This window comes from Streptomyces sp. NPDC054765 (assembly GCF_053612065.1).
Window position 1 is genome coordinate 49,210 of record NZ_JBSHBP010000032.1, and the last position, 19,523, is coordinate 68,732.

Genomic DNA, 19,523 nt, shown 5'->3' on the forward strand with positions numbered 1-19,523 from the left:
GCCCCCGCCACCTCACCACCCACCCACGGGAGGGGACGGACCGCAGGACGAAGTCCGGAGGGCCGTCACCGCACCCGACCACCCACGCCGGCCGCAGGCGCAACGGCGGCAAGCCAGTACGGCGGGAAAGCTGGGTACGTGGGGGGGCGCCGCAAAGCGCGCAACGGCGGCAAGCCAGTACGGCGGGAAAGCCAGGTACGTGGGAGGGAAACTAGGCGCGCGGGCGCCCCAGCGCCCGGTACGTCCAGCCCGCCTTGCGCCACAGTTCGGGGTCGAGGGCATTGCGGCCGTCCAGGATGCGGCGTTCGGCGACGACGTCGCCCAACGCGGCCGGGTCCAGCTCACGGAACTCGCGCCACTCCGTCAGATGCAGCACCACGTCCGCGCCGCGCACCGCCTCCAGCGCGCTGTCCGCGTACGCCAGCGTCGGGAAGAGCCGCCGGGCGTTCTCCATGCCCTTCGGGTCGTACACCGTCACCTGGCCGCCCTGGAGGTGGATCTGGCCGGCGACATTGAGCGCGGGGGAGTCGCGGACATCGTCCGAATCGGGCTTGAAGGTCGCGCCCAGCACGGCGACCCGCTTGCCGAGGAAGCCGCCGCCCACCGCGTCCCGGGTCAGCTCGACCATATGGCCGCGGCGCCGCATATTGATCGAGTCGATCTCGCGCAGGAACGTCAGCGCCTGGTCGGCGCCCAGCTCACCGGCGCGCGCCATGAAGGCCCGCAGGTCCTTGGGCAGGCAGCCGCCGCCGAAGCCGATCCCGGCCCGCAGGAACTTCTTGCCGATCCGCTCGTCGTGCCCGATGGCCTCCGCCAGCTTCACCACATCGCCGTCGGCCGCCTCACAGACCTCCGCCATCGCGTTGATGAAGGAGATCTTCGTCGCCAGGAAGGAGTTGGCGGAGGTCTTCACCAGCTCGGACGTCGGGTAGTCCATGACGATGAACGGCGAGCCCTCGGCGATCGGTGTGGCGTACACCTCGCGCAGCAGCTCCTCGGCCCGCTCACCGGCCACGCCCACGACGATCCGGTCCGGGTGCAGGGTGTCCTTGACGGCGAACCCCTCGCGCAGGAACTCCGGGTTCCAGGCAAGTTCGGCGGCGGCGCCCGCCGGGGCGGCCGCCGTCAGCCGCTCGGCGAGCCGGGCCGCGCTGCCCACCGGCACCGTCGACTTGCCGATCACCAGCGAGGGCCGGGTCAGATACGGCGCCAGCGAGTCGAAAGCGCTCTCCACGTACGACATGTCACAGGCGTACTCACCGTGCTTCTGCGGGGTGTTCACACAGACGAAGTGGACATCGCCGAAGGCCCCGGCCTCCTCGTAGGAGGTGGTGAAGCGCAGCCGGCCGGTCGAGCCCTCGATCCCGTCGACATGGCGGCGCAGCAGCTCCTCCAGGCCGGGCTCGTACATCGGGACCTCGCCCCGCTGGAGCATCTCGATCTTCTCGGGCACCACATCGAGCCCCAGCACCTCGAAGCCCAGCTCGGCCATGGCCGCGGCGTGGGTCGCGCCGAGGTAGCCGGTGCCGATCACGGTGATCTTGAGGGCCATGGATGCTCCAAAAAAAGGGGAGATGCGGCGCGGAGCGCCGGCGTTGTGGGGTGGTGGTCGGGTGACGGGTGGGGGAGATGCGGCGCGGAGCGCCGGCGTTGTGGGGTGGTGGCCGGGTGACGGGTGGGCTGAGGAAAACGGCGCTGACCGAGCATAGTCGGGCCCGGAAGAGCCTCCGCCGGCCGTCGCCCGCGCAGGTCCGTAACTGTCGGCAACCTCACGTATCCGCAAGCCGGGGTCGGCGCCTAGAATCCGGAGAGGTAAAGGGTTACTTAACGGTAGTTAGCACTGCCGTTCAGCTCACAGGGGAGTGAGAAAGCGTGGCGGGAACCGCTGATTTCGATCTGTACCGGCCGTCCGAGGAGCACGACATGCTCCGCGAGTCGGTGCGCTCGCTCGCCGAGGCGAAAATCGCGCCGTTCGCCGCCGCGGTGGACGAGGAGGCCCGCTTCCCGCAGGAGGCGCTGGACGCGCTGGTCGCCAACGACGTGCACGCCGTCCATGTCCCGGAGGCCTACGGCGGGGCCGGTGCCGACGCGCTGGCGACCGTCATCGTCATCGAGGAGGTCGCCCGTGTCTGCGCCTCGTCCTCCCTCATACCGGCGGTCAACAAGCTCGGCTCGCTGCCGGTGATCCTCTCCGGCTCCGAGGAGCTGAAGGCGAAGTACCTGGGCCCGCTGGCCAAGGGCGACGCGATGTTCTCGTACTGCCTCAGCGAGCCGGACGCCGGTTCCGACGCGGCCGGCATGAAGACCAAGGCCGTCCGCGACGGTGACCACTACATCCTCAACGGCGTCAAGCGCTGGATCACCAACGCCGGCGTCAGCGAGTACTACACGGTGATGGCCGTCACCGACCCGGAGAAGCGCTCCAAGGGCATCTCGGCCTTCGTCGTCGAGAAGGGCGACGAGGGCGTCTCCTTCGGCGCCCCGGAGAAGAAGCTCGGCATCAAGGGCTCCCCGACCCGCGAGGTCTACCTCGACAACGTCCGGATCCCCGCCGACCGCATGATCGGCGCCGAGGGCACCGGCTTCGCCACCGCGATGAAGACCCTGGACCACACCCGCATCACCATCGCGGCCCAGGCCCTCGGCATCGCCCAGGGCGCCCTGGACTACGCCAAGGGCTACGTCCAGGAGCGCAAGCAGTTCGGCAAGCCGATCGGCGACTTCCAGGGCGTGCAGTTCATGCTCGCCGACATGGCCATGAAGGTGGAGGCGGCCCGTCAGCTCACCTACGCCGCGGCGGCCAGGTCCGAGCGGATCTCCGCCGGCGGCAAGGGCGAGGACCTGACGTTCTTCGGCGCCGCGGCCAAGTGCTACGCCTCCGACGCCGCCATGGAGATCACCACGGACGCCGTCCAGCTGCTCGGCGGCTACGGCTACACCCGTGACTACCCGGTCGAGCGGATGATGCGCGACGCCAAGATCACCCAGATTTATGAGGGCACGAATCAGGTGCAGCGGATCGTGATGGCAAGGAACCTTCCCTAGCAGGGTTTTTGCAGGTCAGAGCCGCTTTGAGGCGCCGTGAGGGGCGCTGCCGGCTTGCTGTCCGTTCCGGGCCGATCAGGGCCGATCAGGGCCGTTCCTGGGCGTCATGCTGGGGGAATCCTGGGTCGCTGACGGTGCGAGTTGGGTCGCTGACCAGCACAAACAGAACAGCCCCCGGCGTCGCGCCGGGGGCTGTTGTCGTACGAGGACAGGCGACGTCTGACGTCTCTGTGCGGTGGGCCGCCGGTCAGTTGCCGGAGACCGTGACCTTCTCGTCGTTGTTCAGCTGCTGGACCAGCTGCTGGAGCTTGGCCTTGTCCCACACCAGGTTGCCGCCGGTGGAGCCGGAGATCGGCATGTTCATCGACTTGCCCTCGCCGCCGGTGACGCCCTTCATCGAGAAGAACATGCTGCCCAGGTCGAACAGGCTCATGTCCTTGTCGACGATGAGGGTGTCCAGGCCGGCGCCCATCGTCGGGTAGAGCTTGAAGGGGTTGAGGACGGTCGCGGGGGTGGCCGTCTGGCTCGCCAGGGTCGCCAGGAACTTCTGCTGGTTCTTCGTACGGTCCAGGTCCTGGCCGGCGAAGGCGTGCCGGGTCCGGACGAAGGCGAGCGCCTGCTGCCCGTTGAGCGTCTGCTTGCCGGCCGGGAAGTCGGCGCCGGAGTTCTTGTCCTTGAACGCCTTGGGGATGTCCATCTCGACGCCGCCGATGGCGTCCACGATGTTGGCGAAGCCGGCGAAGCCGATCTCGACGTAGTGGTCGATGTGCAGCTTGGTGTTGAACTCGACGGTGCGCACCAGCAGCTCCGGGCCGTCCTCGGCGTAGGCCGCGTTGAGCTTGGTGTGCCGCCCGGTGTCCGGGTACTTCTTGCCGGAGGTCGAGCCGACGAACGACGGAATCTCGACGTCCGAGTCACGCGGCAGGGATATCAGCGTCGGGCCGTTGCTGCCGTCGTGCAGGATCATCATCGAGTCGGTGCGCTTGCCCTCGGCGGAGCCGGTGTGCAGCTTCTGCTTCTCCGCGGCGGACATGCCCTCGCGGCTGTCCGAGCCGACGATCAGGTAGTTCGTGCCGTCGCCCGCCTGCGGCCGGTCGATGACCTTGCTCAGGTCCACCTTGCGGCGGAGCTTGCCGTCGGCCCAGAAGTAGGTGGCCACCGAGGCGACCGCCAGCACGGCGACCAGGGTGATGACCGTCCACTTGATGCGCCGGCCCCAGCGGGGGCGCGGCCGGCCGCCACGGCCGTCGCCGTAACCAGTGCCGTCACCGCCACCAGGGCCGCCGCCGTAGACCTGGCCGGTGTTGTAGCCGTTGTCGTATGCGTCGTCGTAGCCCTGGGACTGCTGCGGCGGTACGGCCGCGCCCCGGCGCGGGGACATCGACGGCGGCAGCGGGGGCTCGTGCCGCTGATAGCCGGGGCCTGCGTCGCGGCGCACCTGTGGCATCGCGCGCGCACCCTCCGGCTCGGCGCTGCCGCTGCCGTGTCCGTACCGATTGCCGCTCTGGTCGCCGGACCACCCATTGGGCCACTCATTCATACGGGGAAGTGTGCATCCCGCACAGGGGTGCTCCATAGAGCGGGTGCCGGATCGGGCCAGGGCTGTTGCAGACCTGATGCAAAGCCGCGGCGCTCCGCCGCCGCATACCGCACGGCGTCATGACCATTCCGACCTGCATGAATGGAAGCAACCATTCCGGATTGTTTCCGGCGAAGGCCGTGAGAGCTGCGTCACGGACCTGCGCAAACGGCGAGACCAGTCTCACGATCGGCGGGGGGCGGTGCCGTTCGGCCGCCGCTTAGGCTGGCTGTATGACCGATCTCGTCACCGACAGCCCCGAGGGCGACGTCATGGGCAAGCCCACGTCCGTGTCCCGCATCACACTCAGCCACATCATGACGGCCGGCGACACGAACCTCCTGGGAACGGTGCACGGTGGCGTGATCATGAAACTCGTCGACGATGCGGCGGGCGCCGTGGCCGGACGCCACTCCGGCGGGCCCGCCGTGACCGCCTCCATGGACGAGATGGCCTTCCTCGAACCGGTCCGGATCGGCGACCTCGTCCATGTGCGCGCCCAGGTCAACTGGACCGGCCGCTCCTCGATGGAGGTCGGCGTACGGGTCCTGGCCGAGCGCTGGAACGAATCCAGCCCGGCCCAGCAGGTCGGCTCCGCCTACCTCGTCTTCGCCGCCGTCGACGAGCAGGGCAAGCCCCGCCGGGTGCCGCCGGTGATCCCCGAGACCGAACGCGACAAGCGCCGCTACCAGGAGGCGCAGATCCGCCGCACACACCGCCTCGCCCGGCGGCGCGCGATCATGGAGCTGCGCGAACGGCGGGCCGCGGAAGGCCTCGACGACGCATAGCGGCCACCGTCAGCTGCCCGAGCAGGGCCAGCCCCGAGCCGATCACGGTGCCGGCCGCCGCGCAGATCACATCGTCGATATCGGCGATCCGCCCGGCCCGCATCAGCAGCTGTGCCGTCTCGATGGCCAGGCACAGTCCCACGCCGAGCAGGAACGCCGCGGCGGCCGACGTGCGCGGCGCAGCGAACCGCAGCAGCAGCGGTGCGGGCACGAACAGCGCGGCATTGGCGGTCTGCCGCCGCACCAGCATCGTCAGCTCCCCGGGCTCCAGCTGGGCGCCCAGGTCGAACAGCCCCTCACCGGGCCGCCACCACACCGTCGAGTCCCCCGAGCCGATCGGCTGGCTGGGCGCGAGCGTCACCACCAGGAGCAGCAGCAGCCAGCCGGCCAGCAGCATGCGGGCCGTGGTGCGCGGCGCCGCGCGGCCGGGGACGGCCGCCGTCCAGAGGGCGAGCGCCATCGCCAGCGTCAGTGCCAGCACCAGGAAGAGCGCCACCGTGGTGGGGGTGATGCCCAGCACAACCTGCCACACGATGCGCCCCTTTCAGGAAACCGGACTGCCCAGGGCATCCCGGACATCAACCACAGCTCCATTTCGTGACGTAGACCGTCTCGCCACGCTCCATGACACCCCGGATGCATTCATCCGCGAGCATCTCCACCCGGCCGCTCAGTCCGACGGCACCGCGCTGTGTCCGCCGGGTGCCGAACCACCCGGGGAACGCGGTGATCCGGTCGTTCTTCCGCTGGTAGCCGAGCCGCACGGTGATCTCGTCCGGACCGGCCGCCCGCCCGTCGCCCGCCACCGCCCCGGCGGGCGACGCTTCGCGACGCGGTGACACGCCGTGCCGCCGGTAGGTCGTGGTGTACGTGCCGTCCGACCCCACCGGACCGCGCAGACACAGCTGACCGCGCACCAGGTCCCCGCAGCCGGTCGGCTCGGGGGGCGCCGGCGGCGCCGCGGCGGCGGTGGCCGCCACCAGGCACATCGCCGCGACGGCCACCATGATCCGGCGGGCGTCAACACGCGGGTCCGGACGGCGTGCCGGTGGTCCGGGCGCGGTGCGACGGGGCGCGGGGACACTCATGGGCACACTGCCTCGTCGCCGGTGATCGCCGAGATCCCGCCCGGCTTCTGCGGCGGCTCCTCGGCCCGTACCCGCTGCACCACCTGGTGGTCCTGGCCGGTCGCCACCAGCAACGCCGGCCCCCGTCCGGCCACCGGGCGCAGCTCGGCGCCGGGCAGCGCGGCGGCCAGCGAGCGGGCCGAACGGTCCCAGCGCGGGTCGTAGGCGATGACCGTACGGGGCACCTTGCCGAGAGGGGAGCCGGCGGGGGCGCCGGTGACGGCGAAGCCGGTGGACTGCAGCTCCCCGGCCATCGCGGCGGCCGCACCGGTCCGGTCGCCGCCGCCTGCGACCTGCACCTGCACCTGCACCTGTCCCGGCGGGACGTCCACGACCCTGGCCCGCGGCTCCTTGCGGTCCCGGCGCACCGCGATCGGCTTGTCCTCGCGGATCGCCTGGAAGAGCTTCGGCGCCTGCACCGGGTCCCACCGCACGGTCGAGCCGACGCCCGGCACGGGCTGGGCCACATTGGCCAGGGGGACTGAGGTGAACTCCGAGGACGAGGGGGTGAAGCCGCGCATCGCCTGCCCGAGGCCGACCAGGTCATCGGCCCCGAAGCCCGAGTCGGCCCGTACGGACCGCAGCATCGTGTCGGCGACGTCCCGGAAGCGGATCGGGTTCATCAGCACTCCGGAGGAGGTGATCTTGTGGATGAGGGCGGCCAGGAAGCGTTGCTGGCGCTGCATCCGGCCGAGGTCGGCGGAGCCGTCGATATGCCGTGAGCGCACGTACTGCAGCGCCTGGCCGCCGTTGAGCTGCGACTTTCCGACCGGCAGAGCCAGGCCCGTATAGCTGTCGCGCAGCGGCCGTACGGTGCAGATCTCCACCCCGCCGACCGCGTCCACGCTGCGCATGAAGCTGGTGAAGTCGACCTCCAGATAGTGGTCGATATGCACCCCGGTCATGTGCTCGACGGTTCGCACGGTGAGGCTGGGGCCGCCCTCGGCGTAGGCCGCGTTCAGCTTGATGGCGTGCTTGGCGCGCGGCCGGCCGGTGACCGCGTCCGTATGCGGGGGGACCTCGGCGTAGGAGTCGCGGGGCAGGCTCACCACGCTGGCGCGGTCCCGGTCGGCGGAGAGGTGGACCAGCATCAGGGTGTCGGTGCAGTGACAGGGCGCGCCGCCCAGGTGGTACTTCTGCTTCTCCCCGGGGGTGAGCTTGTCGCGCCCGTCCGTGCCGACGACCAGGAAGTTCAGTCCGTCGCCGCCCCCGGGCCGGTTGCTCATGCCGGTGAAGGCGTCCACCCTGCCGATGCCGCTCTCCACGCCGGTGACCACGGCGTGCCCGACGCCGCTCACGGCCAGCAGCAGCACGGACGCGACCGCGCCGATCCGTAGCCCCCAGCGCGGACCCGGCGGTCGTCGGCGGCCCGGCCGGGCGGCCCGGCGCCTGGCCGGACGGGGGGAGCGGAACGGCGCGGTCACGGGGGACACCTCCGCGGCTGGACGGGCGTGAGCGGTGCCCGTCGGGGGAGCGGGTCAGGGCGGGTCAGGGCGGGTCAGGGCGGTGCAGAGGGAGCAGGAGAGAGAAGGAGAAGGAGAGAGGGAGAGGGGGAGGGGGAGGGGGAGGGGGGAAAGGAGGAGGAGAAGGAAGGGGCAGGAGTCGGGATGAACGGGGCGGATCAGGCGGGAACACCGTAGGTCCATATGATCGGATATAAAGCGCCACACGCCGGGCGTCGGCCGCCGGGCCACCCGGCTGCGTCCGACGCTGTCCCCCATTCGCGGTAACGTGAGGCGCGATACTGCAGTCTCCCGGCGGGCGCTGCCGTCGCTGGCGGCTCCGCCGCGGGCCGTACCCCTGAGGAACCATGCCGCAGCAGCAGCCCCCGGCCGTCTCCGTGATCATGCCGGTGCTCAACGAGGAACGTCACCTGCGCAATTCGGTCCGGCACATCCTGGAGCAGGAGTACGCCGGCGAGATGGAGGTGGTGATCGCCCTCGGCCCGTCCACGGACCGTACGGACGAGATTGCCGCCGGGCTCGTCGCCGAGGACCCCCGGGTGCACACGGTGCCGAACCCCACCGGCCGTACCCCCGCCGCGCTGAACGCCGCGATCAAGGCGTCCCGGCATCCGATCGTGGTCCGCGTCGACGGCCACGGCATGCTCTCGCCCCACTACATCGCCACCGCCGTGCGCCTCCTGGAGGAGACCGGCGCGGCGAACGTCGGCGGCATCATGCACGCCGAGGGGGAGAACGCCTGGGAGGACGCGGTCGCCGCCGCGATGACCTCCAAGATCGGCGTGGGCAATGCCGCCTTCCACACGGGCGGGCAGGCCGGACCCGCCGAGACGGTCTACCTCGGAGTGTTCCGGCGCGAGGCGCTGGAGCGGCAGGGCGGCTACAACGAGGAGTTCATCCGTGCCCAGGACTGGGAGCTGAACTTCCGGATCCGTGAGGCCGGCGGGCAGATCTGGTTCTCGCCCGAGCTGCGGGTGCAGTACCGCCCGCGGCCGAGCGTCAAGGCGCTGGCCAAGCAGTACAAGGACTACGGCAAGTGGCGTCATGTCGTCGCCCGCTACCACGCCGGGTCGATCAATCTGCGCTATCTCGCACCGCCGGCCGCGGTGTGCGCCATCGCGGCGGGCCTGGTGGCCGGCGCGGTGGTCACCCCCTGGGGCCTGATCGTGCCGGCCGGCTATCTCGCGGCGATCGCCGCCGGGTCGGTGCCCGCCGGCAAGGGCCTCCCGCTCACGGCGCGTGCCCGGATCCCGCTCGCCCTGGCCACCATGCACATGGCCTGGGGCGTCGGCTTTTTGACCAGCCCCCGCTCCCTCGCCAAGAAGGTCATCGCCAGCCGCCGGCCGGCGGTACCGGCTCCGGCGGGCGACGCCGGGTAGGACGGGCGACGCCGGGTAGGCCGGTAGGACGGGCGGCCGAGTGGGCCGGGCGGCCGGGCCGCCGGGCAGACCTCCCCTCTACACCCGCCCACCCCCCGAAGGGGGGTGGGCGGCGGGGAAAAAACTACGGGGCCCAGGGCGGACGGAACCCTCTCGCGGCATACCGGACCTTCCCGAGACGGGCGGGGATTTTCCCGAGGCGGACGCGATGTTGCAGCCGGCCCCTGGAAGCCCCCTAGAAGCTGTACTGCGGATTCACCTTCATACAGGCCTTGGAATCCTCGCCGTTGAGCGCATCCGCGCTGTCCGGCGCCTTGTCCGCGGCCTTCTCGTCGCCCGGCTGCTTCGGGTACGCCGAGCCGTGCCGCCAGTCGTTGCCGACCACCAGCCGCATCCCGGTGGCCGAACTGGACTCCCGGACCGCGCTCTTGGGCAGTCCGAGCGCCTTCGCCAGCGCCAGGGCGTCGCCCCGCTGTCCCTTGTCCTGGTACGTGAGGGTGGTGTCGGGCTGGGTGATGAGCGCGGAATCGGTGCCGGCAGAGGTGTAGCCGAGCCCCGACAGCTGCTGCTGGATGACGGCCGCCCGGCCGGAGACCGGGCCGTTCACCGTGCTGTTGGTGCCGTTCTGCACCACAACTTTCAGCTGATCGGCGGGAGTTGACGGCTTGGGGTCCGGCGTCGCCTTCTTCTTCTTGTCCTTGCCGTCCAGCGCGGTGTCGCTGCGCAGCAGTCCGAAGGTGGCCTCCGCGTCGCCGGGCTTGGGTACGACGTACGACTCGTCGGAGCTGTACTGCCAGGGCATGGTGACCATCGTGATGCGCTTGGCCGGTACCCGGTTGAGGTCGCCGCCCAGGTCGTAGAGCTTCTTGACGGTGTCGAGGCCGTCGTCGACGGTCAGTGCCTTGGTCGCGGCCTCCGCCAGATCGCGCAGCTGCCCCGGGTCGGTGAGCTTGGTGCCCTGCTTCAGCTGGCGGACCATCGAGTTCATGTACATGTGCTGGGCCTTGGCCCGGCCGATGTCGGTGTTGTCCTCGAAGCCGTAGCGGGTGCGCAGCCACTGCAGGGCCTGGACGCCCTTGACGGAGTGGGTGCCCTTGGTGAGCTTCAGCCCGCTGCCGTGGCCCTTGCTGTCGTGCGAGTAGACATTGTTGTCGACGCAGACGGGGACGCCGCCGATGGCGTCCGCCATGTCCACCACACCGGAGAAGTCGACCATCATGAAGTGGTCGATGTAGATGCCGGTCAGCTCCTGCCAGGTGGCGAGCGTGCAGCCCGGACCGCCGTGCTGGAGCGACTGGTTGATGGCCGCGGTGGTCTGCGGATAGGTCTGGTGGGTCTTCGGGTCGGTGCACTGCGGGATCGTCACCCGGGTGTCCCGCGGGATGGAGATCACCGACATGTTGCTGCGGTCCGCGGAGACGTGCAGCAGCATCTGCACATCGGCCAGCGGCTTGCGGTCCGCGTCCTGCCGGGCGCCGCCGAGCTCGATGTTCTTCTCGCTGTTGCGGCCGTCCGAGCCCAGCAGCAGGATGTTCAGCGGGCTCTGCCCGAAGGCATTGGGATCCGGTTTCTGGAGGCCGTCCCCGCTCAGGGACCTCGGCGCCTTGCGGAGGTTCGCGTTGAGGTGCTCGTAGTACCAGTACCCGGCGCCCGCGCCGCCCACTATCAGGACGGCGAGCGTGAGGGCGGTCCAGCGCAGCACCTTGCGGCCCTTGCCACGGCGCGGCTGACTCCCCTCGCCGGGCCCGCCGCCCGCGGCGGTTTTGCTCCCGCCACCGGATGACACCCCGTCACCGGGGGCCCTCCCGTCGCCGGATGACACCCCGTCGCCCGCGGGAGGCGTTCCGCCGGGTGCGTCCGGCGGGAGCCCCTTGTCCTCGTACAGACCGTCGTCCCAGCCCAGCTCCTGTGCATCGGGCTGGCGTCGCCGGCGTGACCGGTCACCGCGCACACTGCTCTGCCGCATTGGGCCCTCTCCCCGCTTTCCGTCCGGTGGTGCGCTCGGCGTCGCGGCGGGGCGGCCGGATCCCGCTCAGGTCACTTCGCGCAGATGTTCTTGTCATCTGCATTGACGTTCTGCACCCCGGCCGGGGTTTCGGTCGGTGCCTCGATCGGTGAGCCCGGGGCCTTGAAATCCTTGCCGAGGATGAGCTTCATCGGTACGCGGGCACCGGCGTTCTGCGACGACTTCTTCAGCGCGCTCTTGGGCAGCCCCATCCAGTCGGCCAGGGTGGCGGCCTGGTCGGCCTGGTTCGGCGCGTATTCGAGGCGGGTGGCGGCCAGCTTCGACGGCGCGTTGCCGGCGTTGGTCGAGAGCCTGGCGGCCTTGGAATTCTGCAGCCAGTCCACGGTCTCCTGGGCCGAGCCGATCGGACCGCCGCCGTTGGAGACATCGACCCGTACGAGCCCGGCCGGGGCCTTCGTGACCGGGCCGGAGCTCTTCTTGCCCTTCTTGCCCTTGGCCAGGGTGTGGTCCGCCCGCACCATGGCGAACAGCGGGTCCGCCTTGGCCTTGTCGAGGATGACGGTGGCCGCGTCCTTGGGGTTGTCCAGCACCGGCACCGTGGCGAAGGTGATTTTGTTGATGTCGACCTTCTTGAGGTCGGAGCCGAAGTCCAGCAGCTTCTTCGCGCTGCCGATCCCGGTGTCGACGGTGAGCGCCCTGGTCGCCGCCTGGCTGACGTCGTAGAGCTTGCTCGGGCTGCTGAACGCGCTGGACTTCAGCTTGCGGATCAGCGAGCTGAGGAACTGCTGCTGGAGCTGGATCCGGCTCAGGTCGCTGCCGAAGCCGACGGTGTGGCGGGTACGGACGAACGCCAGCGCCTGCTCGCCCTTGACGATGTGCCGGCCGGCCTTCAACTTCAGGTGCGACTTGGGGTCGTTGATGTCCTTGCCCGCACACACCTCGACGCCGTCGACGGCGGTGGACAGCTCCTTGACCGCATTGAAGTCGGCCATCATGAAGTGATTTATCTTCAGCCCGGTCATCTGCTCGACGGTGCGCCAGGTGCAGCCGGGGTCCCGGCCCTCCTGGCCCAGGCTGGTGTTGAAGCGCACCCCGTTCTGGCCCGGGATGGTCTTCTTCGTGCCGTCCTTCTGCGTCGTCGGGCAGTTCGGGATGTTGGTGATCATGTCGCGCGGGATGCTCAGCGCCGTCGCGTTCGACCGGTCCTTGGAGATGTGCATCAGGATCGTGGTGTCCGCGTGGCCGACGCTGCCGGCATCGCCGTAGCCCGAATTGCCTTTGCCGGAGCGGGCGTCCGTCCCGATGATGAGGACGTTGACCGGGCCGTTGGAGACCGCGTCGTTCTCCACCCCGACATCGACCTTGGAGATGTTCCCGTTCAGCTGCTGGTAGAGGTAGAACGCGCCACCGCAGCCGGCGACGAGGACGAAGCCCAGTGCACCGGCCGTCCAGTACAGCGCCTTCTTCTTGCCGGACTTCTTCGGCTTGGCCTTACGGCGGCCGGCCGGGCCCGCCGCCACTGCCGACGCCGCACGGCTGCCGGCCGCCCGGCGGGCCGCCCGTCCGCCGGCGGGGCGCTCGTCGCCCTCGGCGCTCTCGTCCCGCAGGCCGCGCTGGGTGGGCAGCGGCCGGGTGTCGGTGTCACCGCCCGACTTGCCCGCAGCACGTCTGGAGCCGGCCGTCTTGCGGTCGGCGGGGCGAGCGGGGGCCTGACCCTCAGGGTCAAGCCGCAGCTCGTAATTGCCGGTGTTCGGGTCGAACACCCACTGATCGGCGGGATCGACGTTGTTGTCGCCCGCCCGCCCACGGCCTTGCGCGTCCACGGTGCCTTAAGTCCTCCGTCGGTGCCACGCGGCGCCATCCCCTCAAGGCGCTCGGTCGGTCGATCGTGCATTGCATGGTTCATCGGTCAGCTGGTCCTGCGACCGGATCGCTCACACTATCCGCCCAGTTCAGCGCCCCGCGACGCGCGTGACAAATTCCACTTGCCTACAACTGGGCAATCCGCCCAATCCATTCGAGTCACCAGGAGTACTTTGCGGCATCTTTATTCGCAGACCCCGTGTTCCGCTGTCGTTCCGGGAAAGACCGGGCCCGAACCTGCCGACGGCGAGGGCGATGGGGCGGGCCGGCCGGGCGGTGGTCCGCCTCCCGTGCGGACCGGCTCCCCGCCGGTGCCGGGCGGGGGCTGCACCGTCACCGGAAGATCTCTGTGCAGCTGCCCGAAGAGCCGGCCGGCGTCCGGCTGCGCCAACTCGTCGCGGTTGGGGTCGTAGCGGTACCCCCGGCGGGGCGCGGTCATGAGCTGGACCCGGTCGGTGGGAATGCTGCGGGTGCTGCGCACCAATGCGTACAGCTCCTTCAAGGAGGCCAGCGCGGCGTCCGTGGTCAGTGAACTCGTCGCGGCGTCCAGCACCGGATACAGCCGGGTGGGATTGAGCAGGACACCATTGCTCTGCACTTTCTTCACGAGAGCGCCGAGAAAGTCCTGTTGTCGCTGCATGCGCTGGGTGTCGCTGCCGTTGCCCAGGCTCTTACGGGCCCGTACGTAACCGAGCGCGGCCTCACCGTGCAGCGTCTGGCGGCCCGCGGGCAGGCTGAGCTGCGCATCGGCGTCATGGACGGGCCGGGGCAGACAGACCTCGACCCCGTCCACCGCGTCCACCATCTTCTTGAAGCCGACGAAGTCGATGATCACGTAGTGGTCGATACGGATGCCGGTCAGCTTCTCGGCCGTACGGATCGTGCAGGCCGCGCCGCCGACCGCGAACGTCCCGTTGAACTGGTCCGTGCGCGGCGCGGTCTCCGTGCCGTCCGGGCGCTTGCAGTGCGGCACCTGCACCATCAGATCGCGCGGGATGCTCACCGCGGTGGCGCTCTTCCGGTCCGCCGCGAGATGCAGCAGCATCGTGGTGTCGGAGCGCTGACCGCTGCTGTGGCCGTACCGGCTGTTGCCGCCCTGACGGCTGTCGGAGCCGATCAGCAGCACGTTCTCGGCGTTCGGCGGGCCCGCGGGCGGCCGCTCCGACTCCCACTTCCGCAGCTCCCGCTCGGTGGCGCTGTCGGTGCGGATATTGCCGCTGAGCTTGGCGTACACCGCCCAGCCGGCCCCCGCCCCGGCCAGCAGGATCCCGGCGGTCCCCAGGGCGGCCCACCGCCACCGGTGGCGGCGGTACGGCGGCCCCGGCCGGCCCGGCCCGCCGGCCGGGCGCTCGCCCCAGCCGGCGAACCCGGAAGGCTCGGGGGTCTCGGTCACCTGTGCGTCCATCCCTCGCAAAGTCGGCGTCGCGCCCCCGCACGGGGCCCGGACGGAACAAGAGACGGACGACACCCGCGCAGGGTTGTACGTACCCAAGAGCATGGACCGAAACGGACGAACCGGCCCGCCACGGGCGCAACCGGTCCGCCGGACGGGGGAGCACCGCTCAGTGCGGCAGCGGCGCCCTGAACGTGATCTTCTCGCTGCTCTCGCGGGTGGCCGCGGCCGGTGCGCCCAGCTGGTCCAGGTGGCGGCACAGCACCACGGAACCGCCGGTCGCCAGTGGCGCGTACAGCCCGTACGACAGGCCCTGCCAGGTGTCGTACGGCAGCCCCGACAGCACCCGAGGTGCCTCGGACATCCCCGCCGCTGCCGCGTCGGCCAGGGCACGCGCCCCGATCCCGGCGCCGGTCAGCTCCTCGCCGCCGACGACCAGGGCCGCGGCCCCGGGGTCCGCCGGCGCGAACGGTGCGAACCGGTCGCCCTGACCGGGCACCTCGACCGCGTAGTCCGCGAAGCCCTGGGGCGGCTGCGGGAAGCGGCCGCCCAGCGGGCGCAGCGCCAGCGCCACCCGCTCCCCGGAGCAGGCGCGCGCCGCATCGAGCCGGCCGGGCCCGGCGACGACGAGATCGGCGGCGGCCGGATCGCCGTCCACCTCCGCGACCACGCCCACCGACGAGCAGGCCAGCAGCCACACGGCCGTCTGCCAGTGCGCGGGCAGCAGCAGCGCGAGCCGGTCACCGGGCCCGGCGGCCAGATCGCCCTGGAGGTAGTTGGCGGTCTTGGCCACCCAATTGGCGAAGGTCGCGACGGACAGTTCCACGCGCTCGCCGGTGGCGTCGTCGTAGAAGGTCACCAGCGGGCGGGTCGGGTCCGTGGCGAGCGCGGAACTCAGCAGGTCGGCGGGGGTGCGATCGGTGGCGTTCATCGCGGCCAGGGTACGCGCGGCGGCGGCCGGCGGCGGCTCGGGCAGGGTCGTTCCCGGCCACCGGATCGGCCGATGCCCCGTCAGATCACCGTTGGCGCGTTCGGTCCGGCCGTGTCCAGGATTTGGTCCATGCGCCCCTTCCTCGTGACCTGTGTCGGCGCCGTGTGCACCGCCGCCCTCGCCCTGCCTCTCGCACCGCCGGCCGGTGCGAGCACCGCCCCCGCCCCGGCCCCCGCGCCGCGCGCCACGAGCACCGGCGATCTGCCGGGCAGCACCCAGTCCCTGCCGGTGCCCTCGCCCGGCGCGCCCGGCCCGCACACCACCGACGGCGGCACCGCCGACCGGGACACCACCACGGCGCCCGCCCCCGGGACGCTCGGGCTGCCGGCCCGCGCCGTACGGCCGTTCTCCCTCCTCGGGGTCGTCTGGGACGACGACGCCGCCGAGCTGCGGGGCCGGGTCCAGGTCCGCACCCGCGCCACCGGCGGCGGCTGGTCCGGCTGGCAGGACGTCCAGGTCCACAACGACGACGCCCCCGACCTCGGCTCCGCCGAGATGCACGGCAGCGGCGTACGCGGCAGCACCGCGCCGTTGTGGGTCGGCGACTCCGACGCCGTCCAACTGCGGATCACCCCCGAGACCCGCGACCGCGCCGCGGCCACCGTCCCGGCCGGGCTGCGGCTGGAACTCGTCGACCCCGGCAGGCAGCCGCGCGCCGTCCGTGCCGCGCACGCCGACCCCCCGGCCCCGCTCGGCGCCGAGGCCGCCGCGTCCGCCGCCAACGCCGGGCTCGCCCCGCTCGGCGCCACCGAGATCCCGGCCCTCGACCAGGCCGCCTCCCAGGGCGACATCGCCGCGGCCGGCGGGCCGCCCCCGGCCCGCACCTTCGTCGGACCGCGCCCGCGCATCGTCACCCGGGCCGGCTGGGGTGCCGACGAGAAGCTGCGCGAAAAGGCCTTCACCTACACCCACACCGTCCGCGCCGCCTTCGTCCACCACAGCGGCTCCGGCAACAACTACAGCTGCGAACAGGCCCCGTCACTGATCCGCGCCATGTACCGCTTCCACGTCAAGAGCAACCACTGGCGGGACATCGGCTACAACTTCCTCATCGACAAGTGCGGAACGGTCTACGAGGGCCGGGCGGGCGGCGTCGCCAAGCCCGTCATGGGCGCCCACACCCTCGGCTTCAACACCGACAGCACCGGCATCGCCGTCCTCGGCACCTTCACCGACGACGAGCCGCCGCGGCCCGCCGTCGACGCCCTGGCCCGCCTGACGGCCTGGAAGCTCGGCCTCCACGGCGTCGATCCGCGCACCACGACACAGCTGCTGTCCGGCGGCGGCAACCGCTTCCCCAAGGGCGCCAAGGTGTCGCTGCACGTCATCTCCGGCCACCGGGACGGCTTCACCACCGACTGTCCCGGCCTCCACCTCTACAACAAGCTCGCCGCCACCCGGCGCGCCGCGGCCGGCCTGCAGGGCCGCTGACCCGCTCCGGGGCGCCGGGGGCGGTTTGCAGGGCCGCTGACCCGCTCCAGGGCGACGGGGGCGGTTTGCGGGTTTGCGGGCGTCCGGCGCGGCGCATGTTGCAGGGACCACTGAACCGTTCCTGCCATTGACACGTCTTAGCGACCGCAATGCTCGCGTTTCCGGCCCCGCGCCGCCCCGTGGCCCGCGCGCCACAGGGGTACCCCCACCGCCGGGGGCGCCCGGATGCCCGTCTGCCTACACTGGTCCGCCGATCGGCCGACCCCAGCAGGAAGCAGAGAAGACAAGGTGACTGAAGCGATCCTCCTGGTCGGCGGCAAGGGCACCAGGCTGCGCCCGCTGACGGTGCACACGCCCAAGCCCATGGTCCCGGCGGCCGGTGTGCCGTTCCTCACCCATCAGCTGGCCCGCGCCCGCGCCGCGGGAGTGGAGCACATCGTCCTCGCCACCTCCTACCTCGCCGAGGTCTTCGAGCCGTACTTCGGCGACGGATCGGCGCTGGGCCTGCACCTGGAGTACGTCACCGAGCACGAGCCGCTGGGCACCGGCGGCGCCATCCGCAATGTCGCCTCGCGGCTGCACTCCGCCCCCGACGACCCGGTACTGATCTTCAACGGCGACATCCTCACCGGTCTCGACATCGCGGCCCTCGTCGGCACCCACCGCACCTCCGGCGCCGATGTCTCCCTGCACCTCACCCGGGTCGAGGACCCGCGCGCCTTCGGCCTGGTCCCCACCGACGACACCGGCCGGGTCACCGCCTTCCTGGAGAAGCCGCAGACCCCCGAGGAGATCGTCACCGACCAGATCAACGCCGGTGCGTACGTCTTCAACCGGTCGGTCATCGACACCATCCCGGCCGGCCGGCCGGTCTCCGTCGAACGCGAGACCTTCCCCGGGCTGCTCGCCGAGGGCGCCCACCTCCAGGGGATGGTCGACTCCACGTACTGGCTCGACCTGGGCACCCCGCAGGCCTTCGTCCGCGGCTCCGCCGACCTGGTCCTGGGCCGCGCCCCGTCCCCGGCGGTGCCCGGCCGCTGCGGGGACCGCCTGGTCCTGGAGACCGCCGAGGTCGCCCCCGACGCCAAGCTCACCGGCGGCACCGTCGCCGGCCCGCGCACCGTCATCGGCTCCGGCGCCCGGATCGACGGCAGCACCGTCCTCGAAGGCGCGGTCATCGAGGAGGGCGCCCGGATCCGTGACTCGCTGATCGGCGCCGGGGCGCACATCGGGGCCCGTACGGTCCTGGACGGTGCGGTCATCGGCGACGGCGCGCGGATCGGCGCCGACAACGAGCTGAGCCGCGGCATCCGCATCTGGTGCGACGCCGACATCCCGGCCTCCTCGGTGCGCTTCTCCTCCGACCGGTAGCAGGCCGGTCCCCGGGGCGGGGATCCGCCCTTTTCCACCGGCACTGGCACCGACACTGGCCCCGGCCCCGGCCCCGGCCCCGGCCCCGACACCGTCACCGCCCCGCCCTTGCCCGCCGACCCCGGGCCCGGCCCCCGCCCCGGCCTCGCCCCGCCCTTGTCCACAGGCCCGGCGCCGCCCCGTCCGCATCGCCTAACCTGGCCGCATGCCCGCCCGTACCTGGCGTCCGCCCGGCCCGTTCGATCTGCACCGCACGCTGGATGTGCTGCAGCGCGGCCCCGGCGACCCCGCGTTCGCGGTGCACGGCGGCGAGCTGTGGCGGGCCTGCCGTACGCCCGAGGGCCCCGGCACGCTGCGGGTCGCGGCCCGCCCCGGCACCGTCGAGGCCGAGGCCTGGGGACCGGGCGCCGACTGGCTGCTGGAGCAGCTGCCCCGGCTGCTGGGGGAGTCCGACGACCCGGCGCAGCTGACCGCCCGGCACCGCATCGTCCACGAGGCGTGCCGCCGCCACCCCGGCGTGCGGCTGGCGAGGACCGGCCTGGTCCTGGAGTCGTTGATCCCCTCGGTCCTGGAGCAGAAGGTCACCAGCGACGAGGCCTACCGCGCCTGGCGGCTGCTGCTGCAGCGGCACGGCGAGCGGGCCCCCGGCCCCTGGGAGCGGATGCGGGTGATGCCGGACCCGCGCGGCTGGGCGCTGATCCCCTCCTGGGAGTGGCACCGCGCGGGCGTCGACGCCAAGCGGTCGGCCACGATCCTGCGCGCGGTGCGGGCCGCCCGCAGGATGGAGGAAGCCGCGGGGATGGATCTTGCGGACGCCACCCGGCGGCTGACGGCCCTTCCCGGCATCGGCCCCTGGACGGCCGCCGAGACCCTCCAGCGCACCCTCGGCGCCCCGGACGCGATCACGGTCGGCGATCTGCATCTGCCGAAGATCGTCGGCTATGCCCTCACCGGCCGCCGCGGCACCACCGACGAGGAGATGCTCGCGCTCCTCGCCCCCTACGAGGGCCAGCGGCACCGCGCGGCCCGGCTGATCCTGCTCTCCGGCCGCGTCCCGCCCCGCCGCGCCCCGCGGTTCCCCGTGGGGGACATCGCCCGTCTCTGACCCCGGGACGACGCCCCAGGCC

Annotated in this window: 15 protein-coding genes; 6 read left to right on the top strand and 9 right to left on the bottom strand. The window is 71.7% G+C overall.

The genetic code is table 11. The annotated features are described in order from the left end of the window. Nucleotides 1-211 precede the first annotated feature (211 nt). Complete coding sequence (locus ACWGJY_RS20970) at nucleotides 212-1,552, bottom strand: UDP-glucose dehydrogenase family protein (protein ID WP_453262321.1); 1,341 nt, start codon at nucleotides 1,550-1,552, stop codon at nucleotides 212-214. A 320-nt stretch (nucleotides 1,553-1,872) separates the two neighbouring features. Here ACWGJY_RS20970 and ACWGJY_RS20975 point away from each other — a divergent pair, with 320 nt between their 5' ends. Then, nucleotides 1,873-3,045, top strand: a complete 1,173-nt coding sequence (locus ACWGJY_RS20975; RefSeq protein WP_453262322.1) for an acyl-CoA dehydrogenase family protein — start codon at nucleotides 1,873-1,875, stop codon at nucleotides 3,043-3,045. A 247-nt stretch (nucleotides 3,046-3,292) separates the two neighbouring features. Here ACWGJY_RS20975 and ACWGJY_RS20980 read toward each other — a convergent pair whose 3' ends face one another. Continuing rightward, nucleotides 3,293-4,585, bottom strand: a complete 1,293-nt coding sequence (locus tag ACWGJY_RS20980; protein ID WP_453262323.1) for an LCP family protein — start codon at nucleotides 4,583-4,585, stop codon at nucleotides 3,293-3,295. A 272-nt stretch (nucleotides 4,586-4,857) separates the two neighbouring features. Between ACWGJY_RS20980 and ACWGJY_RS20985 the strand changes: the two genes are divergently transcribed. Continuing rightward, nucleotides 4,858-5,412, top strand: a complete 555-nt coding sequence (locus tag ACWGJY_RS20985; RefSeq protein WP_453262324.1) for an acyl-CoA thioesterase — start codon at nucleotides 4,858-4,860, stop codon at nucleotides 5,410-5,412. On the opposite strand, the gene ACWGJY_RS20990 is transcribed toward ACWGJY_RS20985, so the two are convergent. From ACWGJY_RS20990 to ACWGJY_RS21000, 3 genes are read right to left on the bottom strand one after another with little or no spacing between them, the layout of a single operon-like run. Then, nucleotides 5,363-5,944: a VanZ family protein gene (locus tag ACWGJY_RS20990; RefSeq protein WP_453262325.1), complete on the bottom strand. Its 582-nt coding sequence runs from the start codon at nucleotides 5,942-5,944 to the stop codon at nucleotides 5,363-5,365. The genes ACWGJY_RS20985 and ACWGJY_RS20990 overlap by 50 nt on opposite strands. A gap of 46 nt (nucleotides 5,945-5,990) precedes the next feature. Continuing rightward, nucleotides 5,991-6,500, bottom strand: coding sequence for a hypothetical protein (locus ACWGJY_RS20995; protein WP_453262326.1), 510 nt, complete (start codon nucleotides 6,498-6,500; stop codon nucleotides 5,991-5,993). After that, entirely contained in the window at nucleotides 6,497-7,963 is a 1,467-nt protein-coding gene (locus tag ACWGJY_RS21000) for an LCP family protein (RefSeq protein ID WP_453262327.1), read from the bottom strand. Before ACWGJY_RS21000 ends, ACWGJY_RS20995 begins: the two co-directional genes overlap by 4 nt. A gap of 386 nt (nucleotides 7,964-8,349) precedes the next feature. Between ACWGJY_RS21000 and ACWGJY_RS21005 the strand changes: the two genes are divergently transcribed. Continuing rightward, the gene (locus ACWGJY_RS21005) at nucleotides 8,350-9,381 is read left to right on the top strand and encodes a glycosyltransferase family 2 protein (RefSeq protein ID WP_453262328.1); all 1,032 of its coding nucleotides are present in this window, start codon (nucleotides 8,350-8,352) and stop codon (nucleotides 9,379-9,381) included. A gap of 235 nt (nucleotides 9,382-9,616) precedes the next feature. Here ACWGJY_RS21005 and ACWGJY_RS21010 read toward each other — a convergent pair whose 3' ends face one another. The 4 genes from ACWGJY_RS21010 to ACWGJY_RS21025 all read right to left on the bottom strand — a co-directional run bounded on the left by ACWGJY_RS21010 (nucleotide 9,617) and on the right by ACWGJY_RS21025 (nucleotide 15,534). Then, nucleotides 9,617-11,347, bottom strand: a complete 1,731-nt coding sequence (locus ACWGJY_RS21010; RefSeq protein ID WP_453262329.1) for an LCP family protein — start codon at nucleotides 11,345-11,347, stop codon at nucleotides 9,617-9,619. Between the two features lie 71 nt (nucleotides 11,348-11,418). Beyond that, nucleotides 11,419-13,170 (bottom strand): LCP family protein, encoded by a 1,752-nt coding sequence (locus tag ACWGJY_RS21015; protein ID WP_453262330.1) that lies wholly within the window; start codon nucleotides 13,168-13,170, stop codon nucleotides 11,419-11,421. Nucleotides 13,171-13,394: 224 nt separating this feature from the next. Then, complete coding sequence (locus ACWGJY_RS21020) at nucleotides 13,395-14,615, bottom strand: LCP family protein (protein ID WP_453262331.1); 1,221 nt, start codon at nucleotides 14,613-14,615, stop codon at nucleotides 13,395-13,397. Between the two features lie 157 nt (nucleotides 14,616-14,772). Next, nucleotides 14,773-15,534: a TIGR03089 family protein gene (locus ACWGJY_RS21025; RefSeq protein ID WP_453262332.1), complete on the bottom strand. Its 762-nt coding sequence runs from the start codon at nucleotides 15,532-15,534 to the stop codon at nucleotides 14,773-14,775. Between the two features lie 129 nt (nucleotides 15,535-15,663). On the opposite strand from ACWGJY_RS21025, the gene ACWGJY_RS21030 reads away from it, so the two are divergent. The 3 genes from ACWGJY_RS21030 (at nucleotide 15,664) to ACWGJY_RS21040 (ending at nucleotide 19,501) form a co-directional block, all read left to right on the top strand. Continuing rightward, entirely contained in the window at nucleotides 15,664-17,025 is a 1,362-nt protein-coding gene (locus ACWGJY_RS21030) for a peptidoglycan recognition protein family protein (RefSeq protein ID WP_453262333.1), read from the top strand. A 288-nt stretch (nucleotides 17,026-17,313) separates the two neighbouring features. Next, complete coding sequence (locus ACWGJY_RS21035) at nucleotides 17,314-18,396, top strand: sugar phosphate nucleotidyltransferase (RefSeq protein ID WP_453262334.1); 1,083 nt, start codon at nucleotides 17,314-17,316, stop codon at nucleotides 18,394-18,396. 205 nt (nucleotides 18,397-18,601) lie between these two features. Beyond that, nucleotides 18,602-19,501 carry a DNA-3-methyladenine glycosylase family protein gene (locus tag ACWGJY_RS21040; protein WP_453262335.1) on the top strand — a complete coding sequence of 300 codons (900 nt, stop codon included), beginning with the start codon at nucleotides 18,602-18,604 and terminating at the stop codon, nucleotides 19,499-19,501. Nucleotides 19,502-19,523 lie beyond the last annotated feature (22 nt).